At 69.1% G+C, this 18,864-nt stretch carries 18 protein-coding genes; 8 read left to right on the top strand and 10 right to left on the bottom strand.

Annotated features, from left to right (window positions below; translation table 11 throughout):
• Positions 1 to 25: 25 nt before the first annotated feature.
• The gene (locus M8445_RS11735; protein ID WP_273987937.1) at positions 26 to 2,083 is read right to left on the bottom strand and encodes a M3 family metallopeptidase; all 2,058 of its coding nucleotides are present in this window, start codon (positions 2,081 to 2,083) and stop codon (positions 26 to 28) included.
• A 182-nt stretch (positions 2,084 to 2,265) separates the two neighbouring features.
• Entirely contained in the window at positions 2,266 to 2,523 is a 258-nt protein-coding gene (locus tag M8445_RS11730) for a cold-shock protein (RefSeq protein ID WP_055362985.1), read from the bottom strand.
• A gap of 441 nt (positions 2,524 to 2,964) precedes the next feature.
• Between M8445_RS11730 and M8445_RS11725 the strand changes: the two genes are divergently transcribed.
• The 5 genes from M8445_RS11725 to M8445_RS11705 all read left to right on the top strand — a co-directional run bounded on the left by M8445_RS11725 (position 2,965) and on the right by M8445_RS11705 (position 9,161).
• Positions 2,965 to 3,636: a GntR family transcriptional regulator gene (locus M8445_RS11725; RefSeq protein ID WP_273987936.1), complete on the top strand. Its 672-nt coding sequence runs from the start codon at positions 2,965 to 2,967 to the stop codon at positions 3,634 to 3,636.
• Positions 3,633 to 4,565, top strand: a complete 933-nt coding sequence (locus tag M8445_RS11720; RefSeq protein WP_273987935.1) for a proline dehydrogenase family protein — start codon at positions 3,633 to 3,635, stop codon at positions 4,563 to 4,565. Before M8445_RS11725 ends, M8445_RS11720 begins: the two co-directional genes overlap by 4 nt.
• A gap of 210 nt (positions 4,566 to 4,775) precedes the next feature.
• Positions 4,776 to 5,327, top strand: coding sequence for a hypothetical protein (locus tag M8445_RS11715; RefSeq protein ID WP_273987934.1), 552 nt, complete (start codon positions 4,776 to 4,778; stop codon positions 5,325 to 5,327).
• Positions 5,328 to 5,379: 52 nt separating this feature from the next.
• Positions 5,380 to 6,951: an L-glutamate gamma-semialdehyde dehydrogenase gene (gene pruA / locus M8445_RS11710; protein ID WP_273987933.1), complete on the top strand. Its 1,572-nt coding sequence runs from the start codon at positions 5,380 to 5,382 to the stop codon at positions 6,949 to 6,951.
• Between the two features lie 419 nt (positions 6,952 to 7,370).
• Positions 7,371 to 9,161: a S8 family serine peptidase gene (locus M8445_RS11705; RefSeq protein ID WP_273987932.1), complete on the top strand. Its 1,791-nt coding sequence runs from the start codon at positions 7,371 to 7,373 to the stop codon at positions 9,159 to 9,161.
• A gap of 50 nt (positions 9,162 to 9,211) precedes the next feature.
• Here M8445_RS11705 and M8445_RS11700 read toward each other — a convergent pair whose 3' ends face one another.
• Both M8445_RS11700 and M8445_RS11695 read right to left on the bottom strand, forming a co-directional pair.
• A complete protein-coding gene (locus tag M8445_RS11700; protein WP_273987931.1) occupies positions 9,212 to 10,552 on the bottom strand; it encodes a phytoene desaturase family protein in 1,341 nt (446 codons plus the stop codon).
• A gap of 61 nt (positions 10,553 to 10,613) precedes the next feature.
• Entirely contained in the window at positions 10,614 to 11,504 is an 891-nt protein-coding gene (locus tag M8445_RS11695) for a UbiA family prenyltransferase (protein WP_273987930.1), read from the bottom strand.
• Positions 11,505 to 11,802: 298 nt separating this feature from the next.
• Here M8445_RS11695 and M8445_RS11690 point away from each other — a divergent pair, with 298 nt between their 5' ends.
• Complete coding sequence (locus tag M8445_RS11690) at positions 11,803 to 12,786, top strand: MerR family transcriptional regulator (RefSeq protein ID WP_273987929.1); 984 nt, start codon at positions 11,803 to 11,805, stop codon at positions 12,784 to 12,786.
• Positions 12,783 to 13,664 carry an NAD-dependent epimerase/dehydratase family protein gene (locus tag M8445_RS11685; RefSeq protein WP_273987928.1) on the top strand — a complete coding sequence of 294 codons (882 nt, stop codon included), beginning with the start codon at positions 12,783 to 12,785 and terminating at the stop codon, positions 13,662 to 13,664. The genes M8445_RS11690 and M8445_RS11685 overlap by 4 nt, the downstream gene beginning before the upstream one ends.
• Here the strand turns inward: M8445_RS11685 and M8445_RS11680 are convergent.
• The 4 genes from M8445_RS11680 to M8445_RS11665 form a co-directional block, all read right to left on the bottom strand.
• Positions 13,661 to 14,203 carry a phosphoribosyltransferase family protein gene (locus tag M8445_RS11680; RefSeq protein WP_273987927.1) on the bottom strand — a complete coding sequence of 181 codons (543 nt, stop codon included), beginning with the start codon at positions 14,201 to 14,203 and terminating at the stop codon, positions 13,661 to 13,663. The two genes, M8445_RS11685 and M8445_RS11680, sit on opposite strands and share 4 nt — an antisense overlap.
• 114 nt (positions 14,204 to 14,317) lie before the next feature.
• Positions 14,318 to 14,866: a phosphoribosyltransferase family protein gene (locus tag M8445_RS11675; protein ID WP_273987926.1), complete on the bottom strand. Its 549-nt coding sequence runs from the start codon at positions 14,864 to 14,866 to the stop codon at positions 14,318 to 14,320.
• A gap of 40 nt (positions 14,867 to 14,906) precedes the next feature.
• A complete protein-coding gene (locus M8445_RS11670; RefSeq protein WP_273987925.1) occupies positions 14,907 to 15,236 on the bottom strand; it encodes a hypothetical protein in 330 nt (109 codons plus the stop codon).
• A gap of 44 nt (positions 15,237 to 15,280) precedes the next feature.
• Complete coding sequence (locus tag M8445_RS11665) at positions 15,281 to 15,844, bottom strand: hypothetical protein (RefSeq protein WP_273987924.1); 564 nt, start codon at positions 15,842 to 15,844, stop codon at positions 15,281 to 15,283.
• A gap of 266 nt (positions 15,845 to 16,110) precedes the next feature.
• Here M8445_RS11665 and M8445_RS11660 point away from each other — a divergent pair, with 266 nt between their 5' ends.
• Complete coding sequence (locus tag M8445_RS11660; RefSeq protein WP_273987923.1) at positions 16,111 to 17,139, top strand: excalibur calcium-binding domain-containing protein; 1,029 nt, start codon at positions 16,111 to 16,113, stop codon at positions 17,137 to 17,139.
• Positions 17,140 to 17,202: 63 nt separating this feature from the next.
• On the opposite strand, the gene M8445_RS11655 is transcribed toward M8445_RS11660, so the two are convergent.
• Entirely contained in the window at positions 17,203 to 18,468 is a 1,266-nt protein-coding gene (locus tag M8445_RS11655) for a YdgA family protein (RefSeq protein WP_273990899.1), read from the bottom strand.
• Positions 18,469 to 18,476: 8 nt separating this feature from the next.
• Complete coding sequence (locus M8445_RS11650) at positions 18,477 to 18,635, bottom strand: hypothetical protein (RefSeq protein WP_273987922.1); 159 nt, start codon at positions 18,633 to 18,635, stop codon at positions 18,477 to 18,479.
• Between the last annotated feature and the right edge of the window lie 229 nt (positions 18,636 to 18,864).

Raw genomic sequence — 18,864 nt, 5'->3', positions numbered from 1 at the left:
AGTCTGTATCAGGACTGGGGAGGCTTCAGGCGGGCAGCAGGCCGCTGCGGCGCAGCAGGGCGTCCGCGTCGGGGTCGCGGCCCATGAACTCGCGGTACAGTTCGGCCGGGTCGGCGCTGTTGCCGCGGCTCAGGATGGCGTCCACGAAGGCGCGGCCCGTGTCGCGGTTGAAGATGCCTTCCTGCGCGAAGCGGCTGAAGGCGTCCGCGTCGAGCACCTCGGCCCACTTGTAGCTGTAGTAGCCGGCGCCGTACCCGACGGGGCTGCTGAACAGGTGGCTGAAACTGGCGATCTGCGCGTACGTGGCGGGCAGCGGGAACGGAATGAAGGTCGCCATGATGTCCCGCGCGTACAGCAGGGGGTCGGCGTCGCCGGTCGGGTCGAATTCCACGTGCAGGCTCAGGTCGGTCAGGCCGAAGGAGTACTGGCGCATGGCGGCGTTCGCGGCGCGGTAGTTGCGGGCGGCGATCATGCGGGCGAACAGGTCCTCGGGGATGGTCTGCCCGGTCTGGTAGTGGCGGGCGAACAGGTCCAGCGCCTCGCGTTCCATGACCCAGTTCTCCATGATCTGGCTGGGGAGTTCCACGAAGTCCCAGGCGACGCGGGTGCCGCTGAGGCTCCGGACGCTTACGCGGGCCAGCGCGTGGTGCAGCAGGTGCCCGAACTCGTGGAAGACCGTTTCGACCTCGCGGATGGACAGCAGGGCGGGCGTGTCGCCGTCGGGGGGGGTCATGTTGCCGCACATCAGGCCCAGGTGGGGGTCCACGCCGCCGTCGCGGGGGCCGCCGGTGATGAAGGCGTTCATCCACGCGCCGGCGCGTTTGCTGTCGCGCGGGAACCAGTCGGTGTAGAAGCTCGCCACGTGCGCTCCCGCCTCGTCGTGGATGTCGTAGTACCGAACTTCCGGGTGCCAGCCGGGCGCCTTGGATTCGCTGACGGTCACGCCGAACACGCGGCGCACGATCTCGAACATCCCCGTCAGGACGCCGTCCATCGGGAAGTACGGGCGCAGGGCTTCCTCGTCGAAGTCGTACTTCGCCTGCCGCTGCTTCTCGGCCCAGTACGCGCCGTCCCAGGGTTGCAGTTCCGGGGCGTCCGCGCCGGCCTGCTCGTGGTAGAAGGCGACCAGTTCGGCGTTCTCGCGTTCGAAGGCGGGGCGGGTGCGGGCGTCCAGGTCGCGTTCGAAGCTCAGGGCGCGGTCGCCGCCTCCGGCCATGCGGTCGTGCAGCACGTAGTCCGCGAAGTCCCGGAAGCCCAGCAGCGCGGCCTTCTCGCGGCGCAGTTGCAGGATCTCGCGGATCAGGGGGCGGTTGTCGCGGCCTTCCTGCACGCCCAGCTGACCCTGCGCTTGCCACAGTTCGCGGCGCAGTTCGCGGTCGTCGGCGTAGGTGAGGATGGGCAGCAGGGTGGGGGCGTGCAGGGTCAGGCGGTGACCGTCCTGGCCTTTGCCCTGCGCGTCACGGCGGGTGGCGTCCTGCACGCGCTGCGGCACGCCGGCCAGTCGCTCTGCGGGCACGAGCAGTTCGTAGGCGGCGGTCGAGTCGAGGACGTTGCGGGAGAAGGCACTGGTAATTTCCGCGAGGCGGGTGTTCAGGGCCAGCAGGCGGTCGCGGTCATCGCCCTGCAGGTCGGCGCCCTCGCGGCGGAAGTCGTCGATGGTCGTCTGGAGGTGCCGGGCGCGGACGGGGTCCAGCGCGGCGGCGGCGGGGGTGGCCGCGAAGGCTTTCAGGGCGTCCCAGAGACCTTCGTGCAGGCCCAGGCGGGTGTAGAACTCGCTGGTTCTGGGCAGGATCTCCATCTTGGCGGCGGTCCATTCGGGGCTGCTGACCACGGCGTCCAGGTGGTGAACGATGGTGTTCACGGTGTCCAGCTGCTCGGTCAGGGTGTCAAGGTCGGCCATGAAGTTCACGAAGTCGCGCTGCGGGGCGGCGGCCAGCTGCTCGAGCTTCTCCTGCGTCTGGGCCAGCAGGGTGTCCACGGCGCTCGCGGCGTGCTCGGGGCGGATCTGGTCGAACGGAATGCGGAACCCGACGTTCAGCAGGGGGTTGCTCACGCCGGTCGTATCAGCTTGGGTTGCAGTCATCGTCCTGAAGTATAGGAGGGTGACTGGCGCGGACCGTAAGCATATTGGCGTGCTGACCTTCATGCCCGCGTGGGAGGTGGAGACAGCAGTTCGCCCGCGCCGGGGTGAGCGGGCGCGGGCGGGACGACAAAAAAAAACCGGAGTGGCCCTGGTGGGCTCCTCCGGTTAGGGGTGGTTTGCGATTACCAGCGGTCGTCGCGGCGGTTGCCGCCGTACTCGCTGACGGGCGCGGCCTTCGTCACGACGATGTTCTTGGCCTGCGGGCCCTTGCCGCGCTGGCCTTCTTCCACTTCGAACTCGACTTCATCGCCCTCGTTGAGCTTCTTGAAGCCGGTGCTCTGGATGGCGCTGAAGTGCGCGAACACGTCGGGGCTCCCTTCCGTCTGAATGAAACCGAAGCCCTTCTCCGCGTTAAACCATTTCACTTTACCTACAGCCATGTTCAACTCCTTAGATTCCAATAGGCACGAAGAGACGCACAGAAACCTTGTGCGCCTCTTACTCACTGCGTACCCAGGAAAACTATGGAGCCAGTGTAGGGGCCGCCCATCACCGCAAATGCAGTTTTGATCACAATAGACCGGAGTGGTGATGCAGGCTCTCCCAGGCTTCACCTGTGCTCATTCGGCGGTCACGCGCCGCCATCCTTTCTGGCTCGCTGGCGACGCCCAATACCAGCGACCCGACAGCCGGGTGCTGCCCCGGCGTGGCGGCGTATGAGCCGGGATGTGAGCACCCTTCAGGCCGCGCCTGCTGCCCCCGGCCTGTCTGGATCGGGCGTCAGGCGCACGGGAGAGGGAGCGGCGTGCTCCCATACCAGTGAGCTCTCATCAGGTCCGTTGGCTTGCAGATCTGCGCAAGGATTGTATACAATATCCACAATGACCTCTTTCGAGCGCCCCACCCTGGTCCGCGACGGCGTCTACGAACACCTGCGCCGCGCCGTACTGGACGGCGACATCGCACCGGGCGAGCGCCTGGGCGAGGTGGAACTCGGCCAGCAGCTCGGTGTGTCCCGCACGCCCATCCGCGAGGCCCTGATGCGCCTGACCCAGGACGGCCTGCTGATCGCCGAGGCGAACAAGGGCGTGCGTGTGCGCACCGTCACCGCCGATGAGGCCCGCGACACCTACGTGGTCCGCGAGGAACTTGACGGACTGGCCGCCGCCCTGTGCGCCCGCCAGCACACCCCCGCCGACGCCCAGACCCTGCGCGGCGCCCTGAGCGCCCTGCAACGCGCGCCCTGCAGCGACTACCGCGAACAGACCCGACTGGACCTCGCGTACCACCGGGCCGTCACCGCCGCCACCCACAACGCCGCGCTGGCCGACCTGAACCGCGACCTGGAACAACGCGTGGCGCTTATCAAGCACCAGACCCGCACGTACAACGCCCACCCCCAGACCGACGCCCAGCACGCCGACATCCTGAACGCCATCCTGGCGCGCGATCCGGACGCCGCCCGTCAGGCCGCCCGCACGCACGTCCGCACCTTCGCCGCCCTGGTCCTCCAGAACCTCGCCCAGCCCACCCCACCGGAGAAACAAGCATGATCGACCAGCTGTACCGCAAAGCCGTCCTGACCGTCGCCGGGCAGAAAACCATCGAGAACATCGTGCGCGCCCGAGGCTGGGGCGTCGCCCAGCGCTTCGTGGCCGGCGAGAGCATCCAGACCGCCCTGAACGCCGTGAAGGAACTGGAAAAGGACGGCGTCCTGGCCAACCTCGACCTGCTGGGCGAATTCATCGACTCACCCGAGAAATGCACCGCGTTCGCCGACAACGTCCTGAACCTCATGGACGCCGCGCACGCCCAGGGCATCAGACCGTACGTCAGCGTGAAACTCAGCAGCGTCGGCCAGGGCAAGACCGTGGAGGGCGGGGACCTGGGCCTCACCAACGCCCGCCGCATCGTGGGCCGCGCCAAACAGTACGGCGGGTTCGTGTGCCTCGACATGGAAGACCACCCGCGCGTGGACATCACCCTCGCGCAGCTCCGCACCCTGATCGGCGAGTTCGGCCGCGAGCACGTGGGCAGCGTCCTCCAGTCGTACCTGTACCGCAGCGAGGCCGACCGCGCCGCGCTGGACGACCTGCACCCCAACCTCCGGATCGTCAAGGGCGCGTACCTGGAACCCGAGACGGTCGCCATGCCCGTCAAGGCCGACGTGGACGCGGGCTACCGCAAACTCGTGTACGCCCACATGAAAGCCGGCAACTACGTGAACGTCGCCACGCACGACGAGAGCATCATCCGCGACGTGCAGCACTTCGTCCTCGCCAACGGCATCAGCAAGGACACCTTCGAATTCCAGATGCTGTACGGCATCCGCCGCGACCTCCAGAAGAACCTTGCCGCGCAGGGTTACCGCGTCCGCGCGTACATCCCCTACGGCCGCGACTGGTACCCGTACTTCTCGCGCCGCATCGCCGAACGCCCCGCCAACGTCATGTTCGTGCTGCGCGGCATGGTCAAGGGCTGAACGAACGTGTTGAACCCATTACCTGTTCCTAGTCCTGCTACTGAAGAGACGAGCCGGATGCTCGGTAACGCACTCACGTGGGCTTGGAGCCGACGTGCGCGCGACTTCATAACAGGATTCGAGAAGGCAGATGGGTGCTTCCTCAGCCCAGATGCGCTCCGGGCTGAGATGACTGCCAAGTGGGGATACTGCAATCACGCACTGATTGCCATGCAGACCGAACTCGCCGGCCTTTCCGTCCCTTCGAGGATCGACGGTGCTCCGTGTACTTTGGGTGTACGAGAAATCAGTTCACCCGATGATTATCACCCAATGGATCAGGTGTTTGAAGAGTTCTATCACGAGAGGGCCAACACTCAATTCGCCTACTCCATCGGGCACGAAGGCACTATTTTTTTTGAAGACGTCCCTCACGCTGCCAATGTACAGGTTTTTCTCGAACGCGAAGCAGCATTGAGAAATCCTTACATGCGCCCAGGTGCGCATTACAACAGCATTCTTTTGACAGGAACGTCATCAAGCAGATCTGTAGATCAACTTGTTCTGGTGTGCCATTATTACGCCACGCAACTTGGCATGAAGGCCGTAAAGGGTGCTACGGATCATCTCGGCGGAGTATGGGAGGGCGACGGATGCTTCGGCAGTGTCACAAGAGGCATAAGCACACATGACACTTTTATTCATTTCACTTCGACGCAAAACCACGTTCTTGATATAATATGTCAGGAATTGTTAGAAGTAGGCCTAAGACTGGTACGCTAAATCTACGCGCATCTTGACAAAGAACAGCCGTGTAATTCATCTAAGGAGCTATATGTTAAAGATCCAAGAGTACCGCCCGCAGAGCTTCATCGATTTCACGAAGGAAGAGAACGTTCAGGCCTACAGGGCCGCGCTGAAGAAAGTGCGCGCCGAGCTGGTCGGGAAGCACTACCCGCTGGTCATCGACGGTGAGCGCGTGGACACGGCCGAGAAGCTGACCTCGCTGAACCCCTGCGATACCAGTGAAGTAGTGGGTACGACGGCGAAGGCCACCATCGACGACGCCGAGCGTGCCCTGCAGGGCGCGTGGAAGGCGTTCGAGTCGTGGAAGAAGTGGGATGTGGACGCCCGCGCCCGCATTCTGCTGAAGGCGTCCGCGATCCTGAAGGCCCGCCGCCTAGAGGCCTGCGCGCTGATGAGCGTCGAGGTCGGCAAGAACTACGCCGAGGCCGACGTGGAGGTGGCGGAGGCCATCGATTTCCTGGAATACTACGCGCGCAGCGCCATGAAGTACGCGGGTTTCGGCGCGGCCGAGACGACGTGGTTCGAGGGTGAGGAGAACGGCCTGATGTTCATGCCGGTGGGCGTGGGCGTCAGCATCTCGCCGTGGAACTTCCCGTGCGCGATCTTCCTGGGCATGCTGGCCGCGCCGATCGTGGCGGGCAACTGCGTGATCGCCAAGCCGGCCGAGGACAGCGGCCTGATCGCGGGCATGATGGTAGACATCCTGCTGGAAGCGGGGCTGCCTGCCGGGGTGCTGCAGTTCCTGCCGGGCGTGGGGAAAGAGGTGGGCGAGTACCTGACGACGCACGCGAAGACGCGCTTCATCACGTTCACGGGGAGCCGCGCGGTGGGCCTGCACATCAACGAGGTGGCCGCTAAGACCCAGCCGGGCCAGAAGTGGATCAAGAAGGTCATTCTGGAGCTGGGCGGCAAAGACGGCCTGATCGTGGACGAGACGGCCGATCTGGACATGGCGGTCACGGCGGCCGTGCAGGGCGCGTTCGGTTTCAACGGGCAGAAGTGCAGCGCCATGAGCCGCCTGATCGTGGTGGACAGCGTGTACGACGCCGTGGTCAGTGGCTTCGTGGAGCGCACGAAGGCCCTGAAGGTGGGCACGGGCGAGGAGAACGCAAACGTCACGGCGGTCGTGAACCAGATGAGCTTCGACAAGATCAAGGGCTACCTGGAACTAGCTCCCAGTGAGGGCAAGGTGCTGCTGGGCGGCGAGGCCACGGGCGAGGCGAACGGCAAACAGGGCTACTACGTGCAGCCGACCATCGTGGGCGACGTGAAGCGCGACGCGCGGCTGGCGCAGGAGGAGATCTTCGGGCCGGTCGTGTCCGTGATCCGCGCGCGGGACTGGCAGGACGCGCTGGACATCGCGAACAGCACCGAGTATGGCCTGACGGGCGGCGTCTGCAGCCGTGACCGCGCCCGGCTGGAGCAGGCGCGGCACGAGTTCGAGGCGGGAAACCTGTACTTCAACCGCAAGATCACGGGCGCCATCGTGGGTGTGCAGCCGTTCGGCGGGTACAACATGAGCGGCACGGACAGCAAGGCGGGCGGCCCGGACTATCTGGCGAACTTCATGCAGCTCAAGACCGTCACTGAGCGCTGGTAAGCGTCCCGTAGGAGACAGTCAACGGGGCACTCCAACGGAAGGTAACCGTAGAGGGGGCAGGCAGGGGGATGAACCTCTGCCTGCCTCTTTCGTGCGGAGAGCCCGCGCAGGGTGGGTTTCGCGTTTGAATTGCGTGAATCTGATTCCCTTGCTCTCTGGCAAGGCTCTCTTTCGGGCCACGCGACACCCCGTCCTGATAACTGACTGGCTGACGAAACGCAAGCGACCGTGCGTCTATTTGTTGTACCCCGTCTAGAGCTGTCTAGCTGACCTGTGAGGCCGACCTCCGGGCGCGCATTAGTATCCGCGCCAAGCTTAATTGCAATAGCGTCTGCCGGTGAATTCCACGTCCCTGCCGCACTTCCCCGTGCGGCCGGAACAGCCTTCCCGTCCCACGGCCAGACCTCACGGAGGCACGCATGAAACTGACCCACCCCCTGCTGGCAACGACCCTCGCCCTGACCCTGGCCGCCTGCGGACAGCAGAGTGCCGTCACCCCGGACGCCGTCGCTCCTACCGCCCCCGTCGCCGGTACGCCGGCCGGGACGGACAGCTACCTCGTGGGCTTCCGCCAGCCGCTCAGCGCCCAGAACCTCGGGGGTCAGGGCCTCGGCGCGCAGGAACTCGCCGCTCAGGCCGCCGTGCAGGCGCAGGCCATCACTGCGGCCGGGGGCGTGATCAGCAGCCAGTGGGCGGACATCAGCGCCGCCGCCGTCCGCCTGAGCCCCGCCGCCCTCACGAAACTCCGCGCGAACCCCAGCGTCGAGTACATCGAGCAGGAAGCCGTGCACCGCGCCCAGGGCATGCGCAGCGGCAGCAGCGACGCCCGCCCCGCCCCCAACACCCTGGGCGCGCAGGGCCTGGGTGCCCAGGCGCTGTATGCACCCAGCGGCGAGTACACCTGGGGCGACAACGCCCTGCGCGTTCCCGCCCTGCGCGCCGCCGGGTACACCGGGGCCGCCACCACCAAGGTCGCGGTGTGCATCCTAGACACCGGCATCGACGGGAATCACCCGGAATTCCAGCGGAAACTGACGGGCTTCAAGAACTTCGTGACCACCGAAGCCAACCGCAACGACCCCTACGCGCTGAACGACGTGTCCCACCACGGCACACACGTCGCCGGGACCGTGTTCGCGCAGTACGGGGCGGGCACCGGCGCGACCGGCCAGCAGAGCGGCATGGACCCGAACGGCGTGGGCGGCGTGGCGACCGGCGCGAACCTGTACATGGGCCGCGTGCTGGGCGACACCGGGTCCGGCAGCAGCAGCGGCATCATCAACGGCGTGAACTGGTGCGTGGCCCAGCTGAAATCGCAGGGCGGCACGCAGGACCGGGTCGTGGTGTCCATGAGCCTGGGCGGCGGCAGCAAGAGCACCACCGAACAGCGCGCGTACACCGCCGCGTACAACAAGGGCGCCCTGATCATCGCCGCGACCGGGAACGACGGGGCCGCCGTGTCCTACCCCGCCGCTTACACCCAGGTGGCCGGCGTGGCCGCCGTGGACAGCAACCTCGCCAAGGCCGACTTCAGTAACTTCGGCACGCAGGTGGACCTGTCGGGGCCCGGCGTGGCCGTCCTGAGCAGCGTGCCGCTCGGGCAGGGCACCGCCGCGAGCGCCTCTGGCGGCGGCGTGACCTTCAGTAACGTGCAGGCCGCCGACCTGACCGGGCGGGGCAGCTTCACCGGGAACGTCGTGAAGGCCGGTGACGGCACCGGCACGGCCGGCGCGAACGAATTCTGCGGCACCAGCACCCGCAACGCAGCCCTGAGCGGCAACATCGCCCTGATCGCGCGCGGCACCTGCTCCTTCGAGGAGAAGACCGCGAACGCCGTCGCCAGCGGCGCCAGGGGCGTCATGATCTACAACAACGCCGCCGGAGCGCTCGGCATGACCCTCACGAACACCTACGCCGTGCCCGTCGTGGGCGTCCAGCAGGCCGACGGGCAGGGCCTGCTGACCAAACTCCCCACCACCGGCACGGTCGCCGTGACCGGCGCCGACTACGAGTCCCTCGACGGAACCAGCATGGCCACCCCGCACGTCAGTGCCGCTGCCGCCGTCGTCTGGGCCGCCAAACCCACCCTCACGAACACCCAGCTGCTCAGCCTGCTCACCAGCACCGCCAGGGACCTGGGCACGGCCGGGAAGGACAATAACTTCGGGTACGGTCTGGTCGACCCCTACAAGGCCATCACCGGCCAGTAAGCGTCACGATCACCACGCACCCCCTCCGCGTGGAAGGGGGTGCTGTTCATCTACCAGCCCGCTTCGCGCAGCAGGCGGTCCACGATCAGCGCGCCGCCCAGGATGGCGGGCAGGCCGCCGCCGGGGTGCACGCCGGTTCCGACCTGCCAGAGCGTGGGGGTCAGGCAGTATGGCTGGGGGTGCAGCGGGCCGCCGCGCCAGACGGGCAGGGCTGCGCCGTAGATCGCGCCGCCCGGGTGGCCGCCCCGCGCGTAGTGCGCGGGCGTCAGGGTGACGGTATCCAGGGCGGAGTCCAGCAGGCCGGGCACGTTCAGGGTGCGTTCCACACGCCGTAGCTGCCCCCGGACCCAGGGGTGGTCGGCGGTCAGGGTGCGGCCGGTGGGGGGGGCGGTCAGCAGGACGGCGAGGCGCGGGCCGTCTGCGTGCACGAGTGCCAGTGTGGTGGGCGGGAGTGCCCCGGCACGCAGGGCGGCCCGGAAGTCCCGGAAGCTGACGGGCGGGATGACGCTGGTGGCGGGCAGGAGGGCAGGGGCGGGCAGCGCAGCGTACAGGGCCACCCCACTGACGGTCCGGGGGCCGGGTCTGACCGGCTGGCCGCGCAGCTGGGCGAGGCGGGCCGGGTCGATGGCGCTGACGATCAGATCGTGGCGGCGGACCCCTCCCCCGTTCAGGGTCAGGGTGGTGCCGGTCAGGGCGCGGACGCCCACGCCTTCGCGAATGGTCACGCCGCGCGCCTCGCAGAAGCCGCGCAGGGCGTCCAGCAGGGCGCCCATTCCCCGGGCGGGCCGCAGCACCTGATCACCGGCCAGCGCGGGAATCAGGGCGTACAGGGCCGGGGCGTCACCCGGGCTCAGGCCGGCGTTCAGGGCGTGGGTGGCCAGCGCGTGCTCCAGCGTGGGCGGCAGGTGCCGGGCGCGCAGCCAGGCGGCGGCGCTGGCGTGCGGGCCGGTCACGCGCAGCAGCGCCGCCGACGCCCGCAGGAACGCCGGGTCGCTCAGGCGGGGCGGGGTGGTCAGCAGGGTGGTCAGGTGCGCCCGCAGGGGCTCGGCCGCCTGCGCGTACCGCTGCCAGTGCGGGAACAGCGCATGTTTGGGCGGCACGGGCAGCGGTACCGGCCCGTGCGGGGTGTGGTGCACGCCCAGAGCGCCGGGCAGGGGGCGCAGGTCCAGCGGGTCGGGTTCGTGCAGGCGGTGCAGGACGGCGCGCCACACGTCTGGGAAGGTGAAGAGGCTGGGGCCGGTGTCGAAGCTCAGGCCGCCCGCCTGTTCGCGGCGCAGCTTGCCGCCCGCGCGGTCCTGTTCGTACACGGTGACCGCGTGCCCGCGCGCGGCCAGGAGTGCGGCCAGGGTCAGTCCGGCGATCCCGCCGCCCACGACCCCCACGTGGCTCACGTGACAGACCAGTTCATGGGCCAGTTCATGGGCCAGTTCACGGGCCAGCTCGTAGGCCAGTTCACAGGCCGGTCCACTGGCCGCGCGCCAGCAGGTACACCAGTTGCACGCCCGCCACCGCGCCCACGATCCACGGCGTGACGATGCTCAGGGGGTACAGGCGCGCGGCCTGTGCGGGCGTGGGGCGGCGCAGCAGGCCCATGGCCATACCGCCGCAGGTCAGCAGCAGCGCCAGCGCCGTGAGTTGCGAGACGGGCAGCAGCAGCGCCGCCGCCAGTACGAACCACGCCAGCGCGTAGGCGGCGCTGCCCCGCGTGCCCAGCGTGGTCGCCACGGTGCGCGTCCCGGCGGCCCGGTCGGCGGGAATGTCCTGCGCGGCGTCGAAGGCGTGCTTCCCGACCGAGTAGCTCATGAGGGCCAGCAGCGGCCACCACGGCACCGGGCTGCCCAGCGTCAGGGCAGGCAGGGCCAGCGGCAGGGCGTACGCCACGTTGCTCAAGCCGTCCAGAAACGGGCGGCCCTTCAGACGCAGGGGCGGCAGACTGTACGCCACGAACAGCGCCGCCGAGACCAGCAGCAGGGTCGTGGCGGCCGGGGGCAGCAACAGCGCCAGCGCCAGCAGCGCGGGAATATTCAGGATCAGCGTGGCGCGCAGCAGCGGCCCACCCTCGGCCAGGGTCAGGCGCGCGCCCTGCCAGCCACCCTTGCGGGACGAGCGGGCGTCTTCCTCGCGGTCGGACAGGTCGTTCAGGCCGTAGATCAGCAGGTTGAACGGCAACGTCAGGTACGCCAGCAGCAGCAGCGTGGCCGGGTCCAGCGTGTACAGGCGGCCCGAGAGCCACACGCCCGTGATCAGCGTCCCGATGGTATTCACCCACAGCGCCGGGCGCGACACGGTCAGCAGTCGCCGCAGAGGCAGCAGGTGGGATCGGGTCTGGGCGGCGCTTCGCATGAACAGGGCATTGTACTGGCCGCCCCCGGCAGGCAGATGACCCTGGCGCCGGGCCGGAACGGGGGCCGGGGTCCGCCCGGATGGCCGTCAATGCATGTCGGCGCGGCCTTATACGGATTCCGTCTGTTTCGTTGACAACCCGGAACGACACCGGGTTGCCAACTCCACGCCCGGAACCCGCTTTGCTCCCACTCGCATCCGCTCGGATGGAACGGTTTTGCAAACCATTCTATCGGAGTCCGTATTATGCGTAATCCTTACCATCAAACGGTCCCGGCGTGCGCCACAATGGTCTACGATGAAGCCCACCGCCGGACGGTCCCAGACCGGAATGTTCACCGCCTCGGAAGTCGAGGTGCAGACGGGCGTTCCCGCCACCACGCTGCGGCAGTGGGAACGGCGGTACGGGTTTCCGCATCCTGTCCGGAACGCCAGCGGGTACCGCCTGTACTCGCCCGGGGACGTGGCCGCCATTCAGTACATGCAGTCCCAGTTACAGTCGGGCGTGCCCGCCGGCCGCGCAGCCGAACTGACCGTGCAGGCCACCCGACCCTCGAGCAGTCCGGCCGAGGTGCCCGTGGCGGCACCCCCACCCGCGCAGCCGGAGGGGCGCGGCGTGGCCCGCTGGTCGGCGCTGCTGACCGACGCGCTGCTGGCCTCGGATACCGACCGGGCCGGCGCGGTGCTGGCCGGGGTGCACGCGCACCTGCCGGTCGAGGACGTCATGACCGGCGTGATCAGTCCCACCATGGTCGAGATCGGGGCGCGCTGGGAACGCGGTGAGATCACCATTGCGCACGAGCATCAGGCGACCGCGTACCTGCGGTCCCGCCTGTCGGCGTTGATGGACGTGGCGGGCGTGCAGGGCGGGTGCGGCCCGCTGGTCGTGGCGGCCTGCGCGCCCGAGGAGCAGCACGAACTGGGACTGATGATGCTGACGCTGGCGCTGCGCCGCCGGGGCGTGCGCGTGGCGTACCTGGGCGCGAACGTACCGCTGGGCGACCTGGCCGTGTACGCCCGGCAGCGGGAGGCGCGCGCGGTCCTGCTGGCCCTGAACGGCACCTGGGCTCTGGACGCTACCCGCGCGCACCTGCGCGACCTGGACGGCCTGGGGATGCCGCTGTTCTACGGCGGCGCGCTGCTGAACGCCGAGCCCATACTGGCGCAGGAACTCGGCGGTCAGTACGCCGGGCCGGACGCGCCCAGCGCCGCGCAGCAGATCGCGGCGGCCCTGCTGGGCAGCCCGGCCATCCCCCCGCACCCTTCTGGAGGTTCAGCATGAACGTACTTGTTACCGGAGCCAGCGGCTTCGTCGGAAAGGCCGTCGTGGCCGAACTTATCGCGCGCGGGCACACCGTCACGGCCGGCAGCCGCTCGGGCCGCGACGTGGGCGGCGCGCGGGGCGTGAAACTGGACGTCACCGATCCCGGCAGCGTGCAGCGCGCCGTGGGGCAGGCCGACCCGCAGGTGGTCGTGCATCTGGTCGGCATCATTGCCGAGAAGGGGGATCAGACCTTCGCCCGCGTGCATGTGGAAGGCACCCGCCACGTCCTGGCGGCCACGCCGCGCGGCGCGCGGTACGTGCACATGAGTGCGCTGGGCGCGCGGCCCGACAGCAGCAGCGGGTACTCCAGCAGCAAGGCGCAGGCCGAGGCGCTCGTGCGGGACAGTGGCCTGAACTGGACGATCTTTCAACCCAGCCTGATCTTCGGGCCGGGCGATGATTTCTTCGGGCGGGTCCTGCGGGAACTCGTGAGTACCGCGCCGATCGTGCCGCAGATCGGGGACGGCCGCTTTCCGTTCCGGCCGGTCAGCGTGCAGGACGTGGCCCAGGCGTTCGCCGCTGCCGCCGGGTCCGACCTGGGCAGCGGGCACACGTACGCCCTGACCGGCCCGCAGGAATTCACGTTCCGGGAACTGCTGGAACTCGAACTCGGGGCGCTGGGCAAGAAGAAACCCATCGTGCCGGTGCCGCTGGCCCTGATGGACCTCGCCGTGCCGCTGATGCAGATCCTGCCCAACCCGCCCATCACGCGACATCAGTACGCCATGCTCAAGGAGGGCAACACGGCCCCCAACGAGCCCGCCCGCACCCTGTTCGACCTGCCCATGCGCCGCCTGCCGGACGACCTGCCCGGCCTGCTGAGTAAGAAGAACTAACCGGGCAGGGTCGGCAGGTCCTGAAGGGCCGTGACGGCCATGGGGGGCGTGCCGCGTCGGAACGCGGCGATGTACGCGGTGACAGTTCCACCGGAGCGTTCCACGAGGCGGGCCAGGGCCTGCGCGGTCCCGCCGGACGCGATCACGTCCTGCACGATGGTCACCTGCTGGCCTTTCAGCCGGGCGGCGTGCGGGCCGTCCAGCCACAGGGTTTCCGTGACACCCAGGGACATGCTGGGCACCTCCTGAATCAGCGGGTCGTGCATGTACGTGCGGCGTTTCTTGCGCACGCACACGTACGGGATGCCGCTGCGGTCACTCAGTTCATGCGTGAGGGGCAGGGCGTTCGTGACGACGGTCAGCAGCACCTGGGTCTGCGGGGGGATCAGGGCCAGCATCTCCTGCGCGGCGGCGTTCGTGAAGGCGCTGTCGCCCATGAATTCCACCAGCGGCACGCGCCCCAGGTTCCCGGTGCGCACGATGGGCAGGTGCCGTTCCAGACTGCCGACCTGCACGGTCAGTTCGTTCGGGTTGTTCATGCGACCCACCCTATCCCGGCTGTGCGCGCGGCGCTTCAGGTGCGCCGGGTCTGTTCCACTGGAATGGACGCACCCGGCCCACCCGGCGCGCGGCAGCGGAGCGGACGGTCCGGGTCAGCCTGCGGTGGGTTCGCTCTCGAACAGCGGCAGGTGGCCCAGCGCCGTCACTTCCGGGCGTTCCTGGCCCTCGGTGAACACGGCGACGACCGCCGCGACCTCGCCGCCGACCTCCTCGATGATCTGCCGGATGGAGTGCAGGGTGCCGCCGCTGGACACCACGTCGTCCACGATGGCGACCTTGCGGCCCCGGATCTTCTGCACGTCGAAGCCGTCCAGGACCAGCAGTTGCGGTTTGCCGGTCGTGATGCTGACCACCTCGCGCGCCACGGGGTCCACCATGTACGGCTTCTGCGTCTTGCGGATCACGATGTACGGCTTGCCGCTCTCGCGGCTGATGACGTGCGCGAGGCTCAGCGCCTTGACTTCCGGCGTGACCAGCACGTCGATATCGGCGGGCAGCAGGCGGGCCAGTTCACGGCCTGCGGCCTCGGTGACTTCGGTGTCGCCCAGCATGTTGAACAGGGCGACACTGACACCAGGAGCGACGGGAACGATGGGAAGGTCGCGGGTCACGGCACCCACCTGAACTTTGAACGTGTTCACTCTGAGCAGTGTAGTACGGACTTCCCTGCCGGGCGGCGAGTCAGGTGGACGGGGCGGGGGGCGCGGGCAGCGCGTGCTCACGTTGCAGGGCGTCCCAGGTGTCGGCCAGGGACTCGGGTTGACCGTCCGCGTGGGGGGCCGGGCCGGGCAGCAGGTAGAACTGCGTGATGTACGCCGTGTCCCCCGAGATCCGCACCCCCGCGAGGTCCTGAAAGTCGGCCAGCGTGCGCCCCCAGCAGCCGTGCTCAGTGATCAGATCCCGCAGTTCGTCCCGGCTGACGCCGCGCGTACCGGTGACGACACGGTTCTGCGCGTACTCACTGAACTGGGTGTCAGGGTGGGGGTCAGAGCCGCCGGGTTCAGAGTTCATGCAGGGCTCCTCTTCATGCAGGGCCACTCTTCATGCAGGACCACCTAGCGGGTCACGAGGCTGTAGCGGATCAGGTCGGCGCTCACGAGGCCCGACTGTCCGGGCGGGACGTGCGCGAACATCAGCGGCACAGTGAAACCCGGGCGCGGCGCGGCCAGCACGCGGTAACGGTACACCGTGACCGGGCCGGGACCGCCGGGCATGGGCAGGCCCCCATCCCCGGCCGGCGCGGCAGTCTTGCGGTCCAGCAGCCGCAGGTACGCCGGGTCGACCTCCAGCGCCAGCCACGAGTACCCGGTGCCGGACGGGCCGCCCAGCGTGAACCGCAGCACGTCACCCACGTTCACGGGCAGTTCCGTGCCCTGCTGGCCGACCGTGATGTCCAGCGTGCGCGGGGCGGGCGCCGCCTGAGCAGCCCGGGCCGTGTTGATCTGGGTGGTATTGATCTGGGCCTTGCTGCTCTGGGCAGCGGCAGTCAGGCCGGGGGCCAGCAGGACACCCAGGACCGCGATACTCAGGCCCGGGTGCAGGGCAGGGGCGCGGCGGGCCGGAGAGGACAGCGGACTGGCCAGTCGGCCGGGCAGGTGATCAGGTAGCGAATTGGGCATGGCAACTCCGTGAGGTTCCGTTTTAAGGGGGCGGCGGGCGCGGGGGACGGGTGCCGGCTGGGCCTATCATACGGATTCCGTCTGTTTCGTTGACAACCCGCCAATGCGCCGGGTTGCCAGCTCCACGCCCGGAACCCGTTTCTCTCCTGCTCGCTCTGCTGCGCAGCTCTACGAGTCCGCTCGGGTTGAAAGCTTTTGCAAACCTTTCAACCGGAGTCCGTATCATGTCAGGTTCCGGGTCTGCTGCGGGGGATTACAGTGAGGGCGTGCCTCCGCTGTTCACGTTCGCCCCGACGCTGCGTTCCCTGCTCCGGTCCCTGCTGCCCGTGGCGGTGGGCGGACTGCTGGCGACCGCGCCGCACGCGCACGCCGCCCCCGCCGGTGCGCCCGGGGCGTTCACCATCGAGACCCGCCTGCTGGGCCGACCGCTAAGTGCCGCGCAGCGGGCCACGGTGCAGGAGGCCGCGGCGCGCGTGTCGGCCCTGATCGCCTCGCCGTTCACGCCCGTCCGGCTGAACGCGCCCGCCGGGGACTGCGACCGGGGCCTGCCGCGCCTGCGGGAGACCGCGCCGCGCTTCGTGGTGTTCGTGGTCGTGAAAAGCCTGGGGGACGACGTGTACGCCACCGGCATGCCCTGCGACCTGCGGGACGGATCGTACCTGCCCATCTACGGCACCATCGACCTGAACAGTGACGGCCTGGGGGACCTGCCGCGCGCGGACCTGCTGGACACCATGATTCACGAGCTGCTGCACACGCTGGGCGTGGGAACGCTGTGGGAGGCCGAGTACCGGGTGTCCATGAACGGCGACTCGGACAGCAGGACCTTCGTCAGGCGGGTGGGCAAGCAGCTGTACTACACCGGCCCGCGCGCCCTGGCCGCGTACCGCGCGCTGGGCGGCCGGGAGGTAGGGGTGCCGCTCGACCCGGACGCCGGGCACTGGGCCGGGGCAGCGGTGTGCAGCGAGATCCTGTCCGGCACCGCCGGGGATTTCACGGGGCGGGTCAACCCGGTCAGTCCCCTCACGCTGGGCGCCCTGGAGGACCTGGGGTACCGCGTGAACCGGCCGGCGAGCGCACCCTTCCGGCTGCCCACGGGCCGCAGCTGCGCCACGCAGGTCACACCGAAGACCGGGACACCGGAGATCCGCCAGTCAGCCGCGCCCGCCGTGTTCAGCAGTTGCGCCGCCGCCCGCGCAGCTGGCGCGACCCTGCCCCTGCGGCGCGGCCAGCCCGGGTACCGGCCTGAGATGGACGGCGACCGCGACGGACTGGCCTGCGAGAACCAACCCTGAGCGGCCGTCCTGCCCGGCGGGTGCGGCCTCCGGTGACTCCAGGGACAGTTACTCCTGGGGCCATTACTCCATGGACTGGCCGTTCAGGGTGGCGCGGCCCTGATCGAACCGCAGGTCGAGGCCAAGCTGGTCGCCGCTGCGGGTCAGGTACCCGGCGCTGATCAGGGTGTCGATGTCGGCCATCTGGGCCAGCGGGCCGAAGTTGCCGAACAGGGTGTTCAGGGCGTCCCAGGTGGCGCTGAGTTTCAGTTGCAGGTCGGTCAGGGGCAGCAGCGCGGCGGGCTGGTCGGACAGCGCCTGAAGTTGCGAATCGTTCAGGCGGGCCGCGCCGGGCAGGGCCAGCCGACCGGTCAGGGTGACGTTCCCGGCGGGTTGCGTGACGTTCAGGCGGTCCAGGGTCAGGACCGGGTTGTCCTGCAGCACGGCCAGCAGGTCGGCGCGGGCCTGCGTCTGCTGCGCCGCGCTGAGGCCCGCGAGCGGATCACTGACGGCACTGTCCGGCTGACCCGGCTGTGCGCCGTCCAGCTCCCTCGGCGCGTCGTTCAGCAGGACCAGAAGGCGGGCCAGCGGTTCACGGGCCAGGTGACCGAGGCTCAGGTGTAGTTGCAGGTCACGCAGGGACTGGGCGGCGCCGTCGGGGCCGGGCAGGCTGAGGGTGCCCACGTCGTACTTCACGGTGCTGTTCAGGTAGTTGCCCTGCGCGGCGGTGTCAGCGCTGATGTTCAGGCCGGTCAGGTTCATGGAGGCCCCGTCTCCCTGGAGGGCAGCGCGGTCCAGGGTCAGGCTGGCGCGGCCCAGGCCGATGGGGTCTGCGGGACCGTTGCGGCGGTTCTCGCCGGTCAGGGTGACGCGACCGATGGTGCCGGTGGTCGGGTCGCCGTCGCCGGGGTCGCTGACGGTCAGGCCGGGCCAGCTGAGGTTCAGGCGGGTGTCGTTGCCCTGCACGTCCACGGTGCCGCCCAGCGCCTGCCAGTTGACGGTGGTGCCCTGCTCGGTCAGGGTGCCGCCCGGCACGTCCACGCGGCTGTGCGTGTCTCCGGCCAGTCCGATGACGGTCTGCACCTGCGGCTGGCGGTCCGGGAAAGCGCGCGCGTACGCGGCCTGCGCCTGCGGGTCCTCGGGGCGGAAGGTGGTGGTCACGGTGGCCTGCCCCACGCCTTTCAGGGCGGGCAGCGGGCCGTGCTGGATGTCGTTCGTGACCAGCAGGGTCTGCGAGGCCCCGGTGCTGCCGGGCAGCGTGAGGCGCAGCACCTGCGTGCTGTACGTGAAACCGCGCGTGTACGACACCTGCTTGACCTGCGCGCCCGAGGCGGCGGCGCGGGCGCGCAGCGTGCCGGTCAGGTCGGTGGTGAGGGTCTGGGCGCGGCTAAGGCAGTCGCGCCGGCATACGCACCGGCCAGCAGCAGCACGCCCAGGGCGGCGGTGGCCAGCAGGCGGGCCGGACGGCGGGTCGCGGCGGGGCGGTTAAGGCTGGCTGGTGGGGTCGGGTCGGTCATGGGGTCTCCTGCTGGGCTGGGTGGGCCGGGGGAAAGGGGTGGGGCGTGGTCAGCCCACCTGGCGGGGGTGGCTCCGGCAGGCTAGCGGGCAGGTGTGGGCCGCGTTGCCGCAGGTCCGCTTGACGTGGCGCCTCCCCACTCCGCTGGCGCCAGGACAACCTGCCGGCCGCGCTGGCAAAGGGATTTCCGGCTGTTCCGGGGGGCGTTTGCGCTGGCCCGGGCGGTGGGT

It is taken from the genome of Deinococcus aquaticus (genome assembly GCF_028622095.1).
In the GTDB taxonomy this organism is placed as follows: Bacteria; Deinococcota; Deinococci; order Deinococcales; family Deinococcaceae; genus Deinococcus; species Deinococcus aquaticus.
Note: the sequence above shows the minus strand (reverse complement) of the source record. Positions and strands in the feature narration are given on the sequence as shown.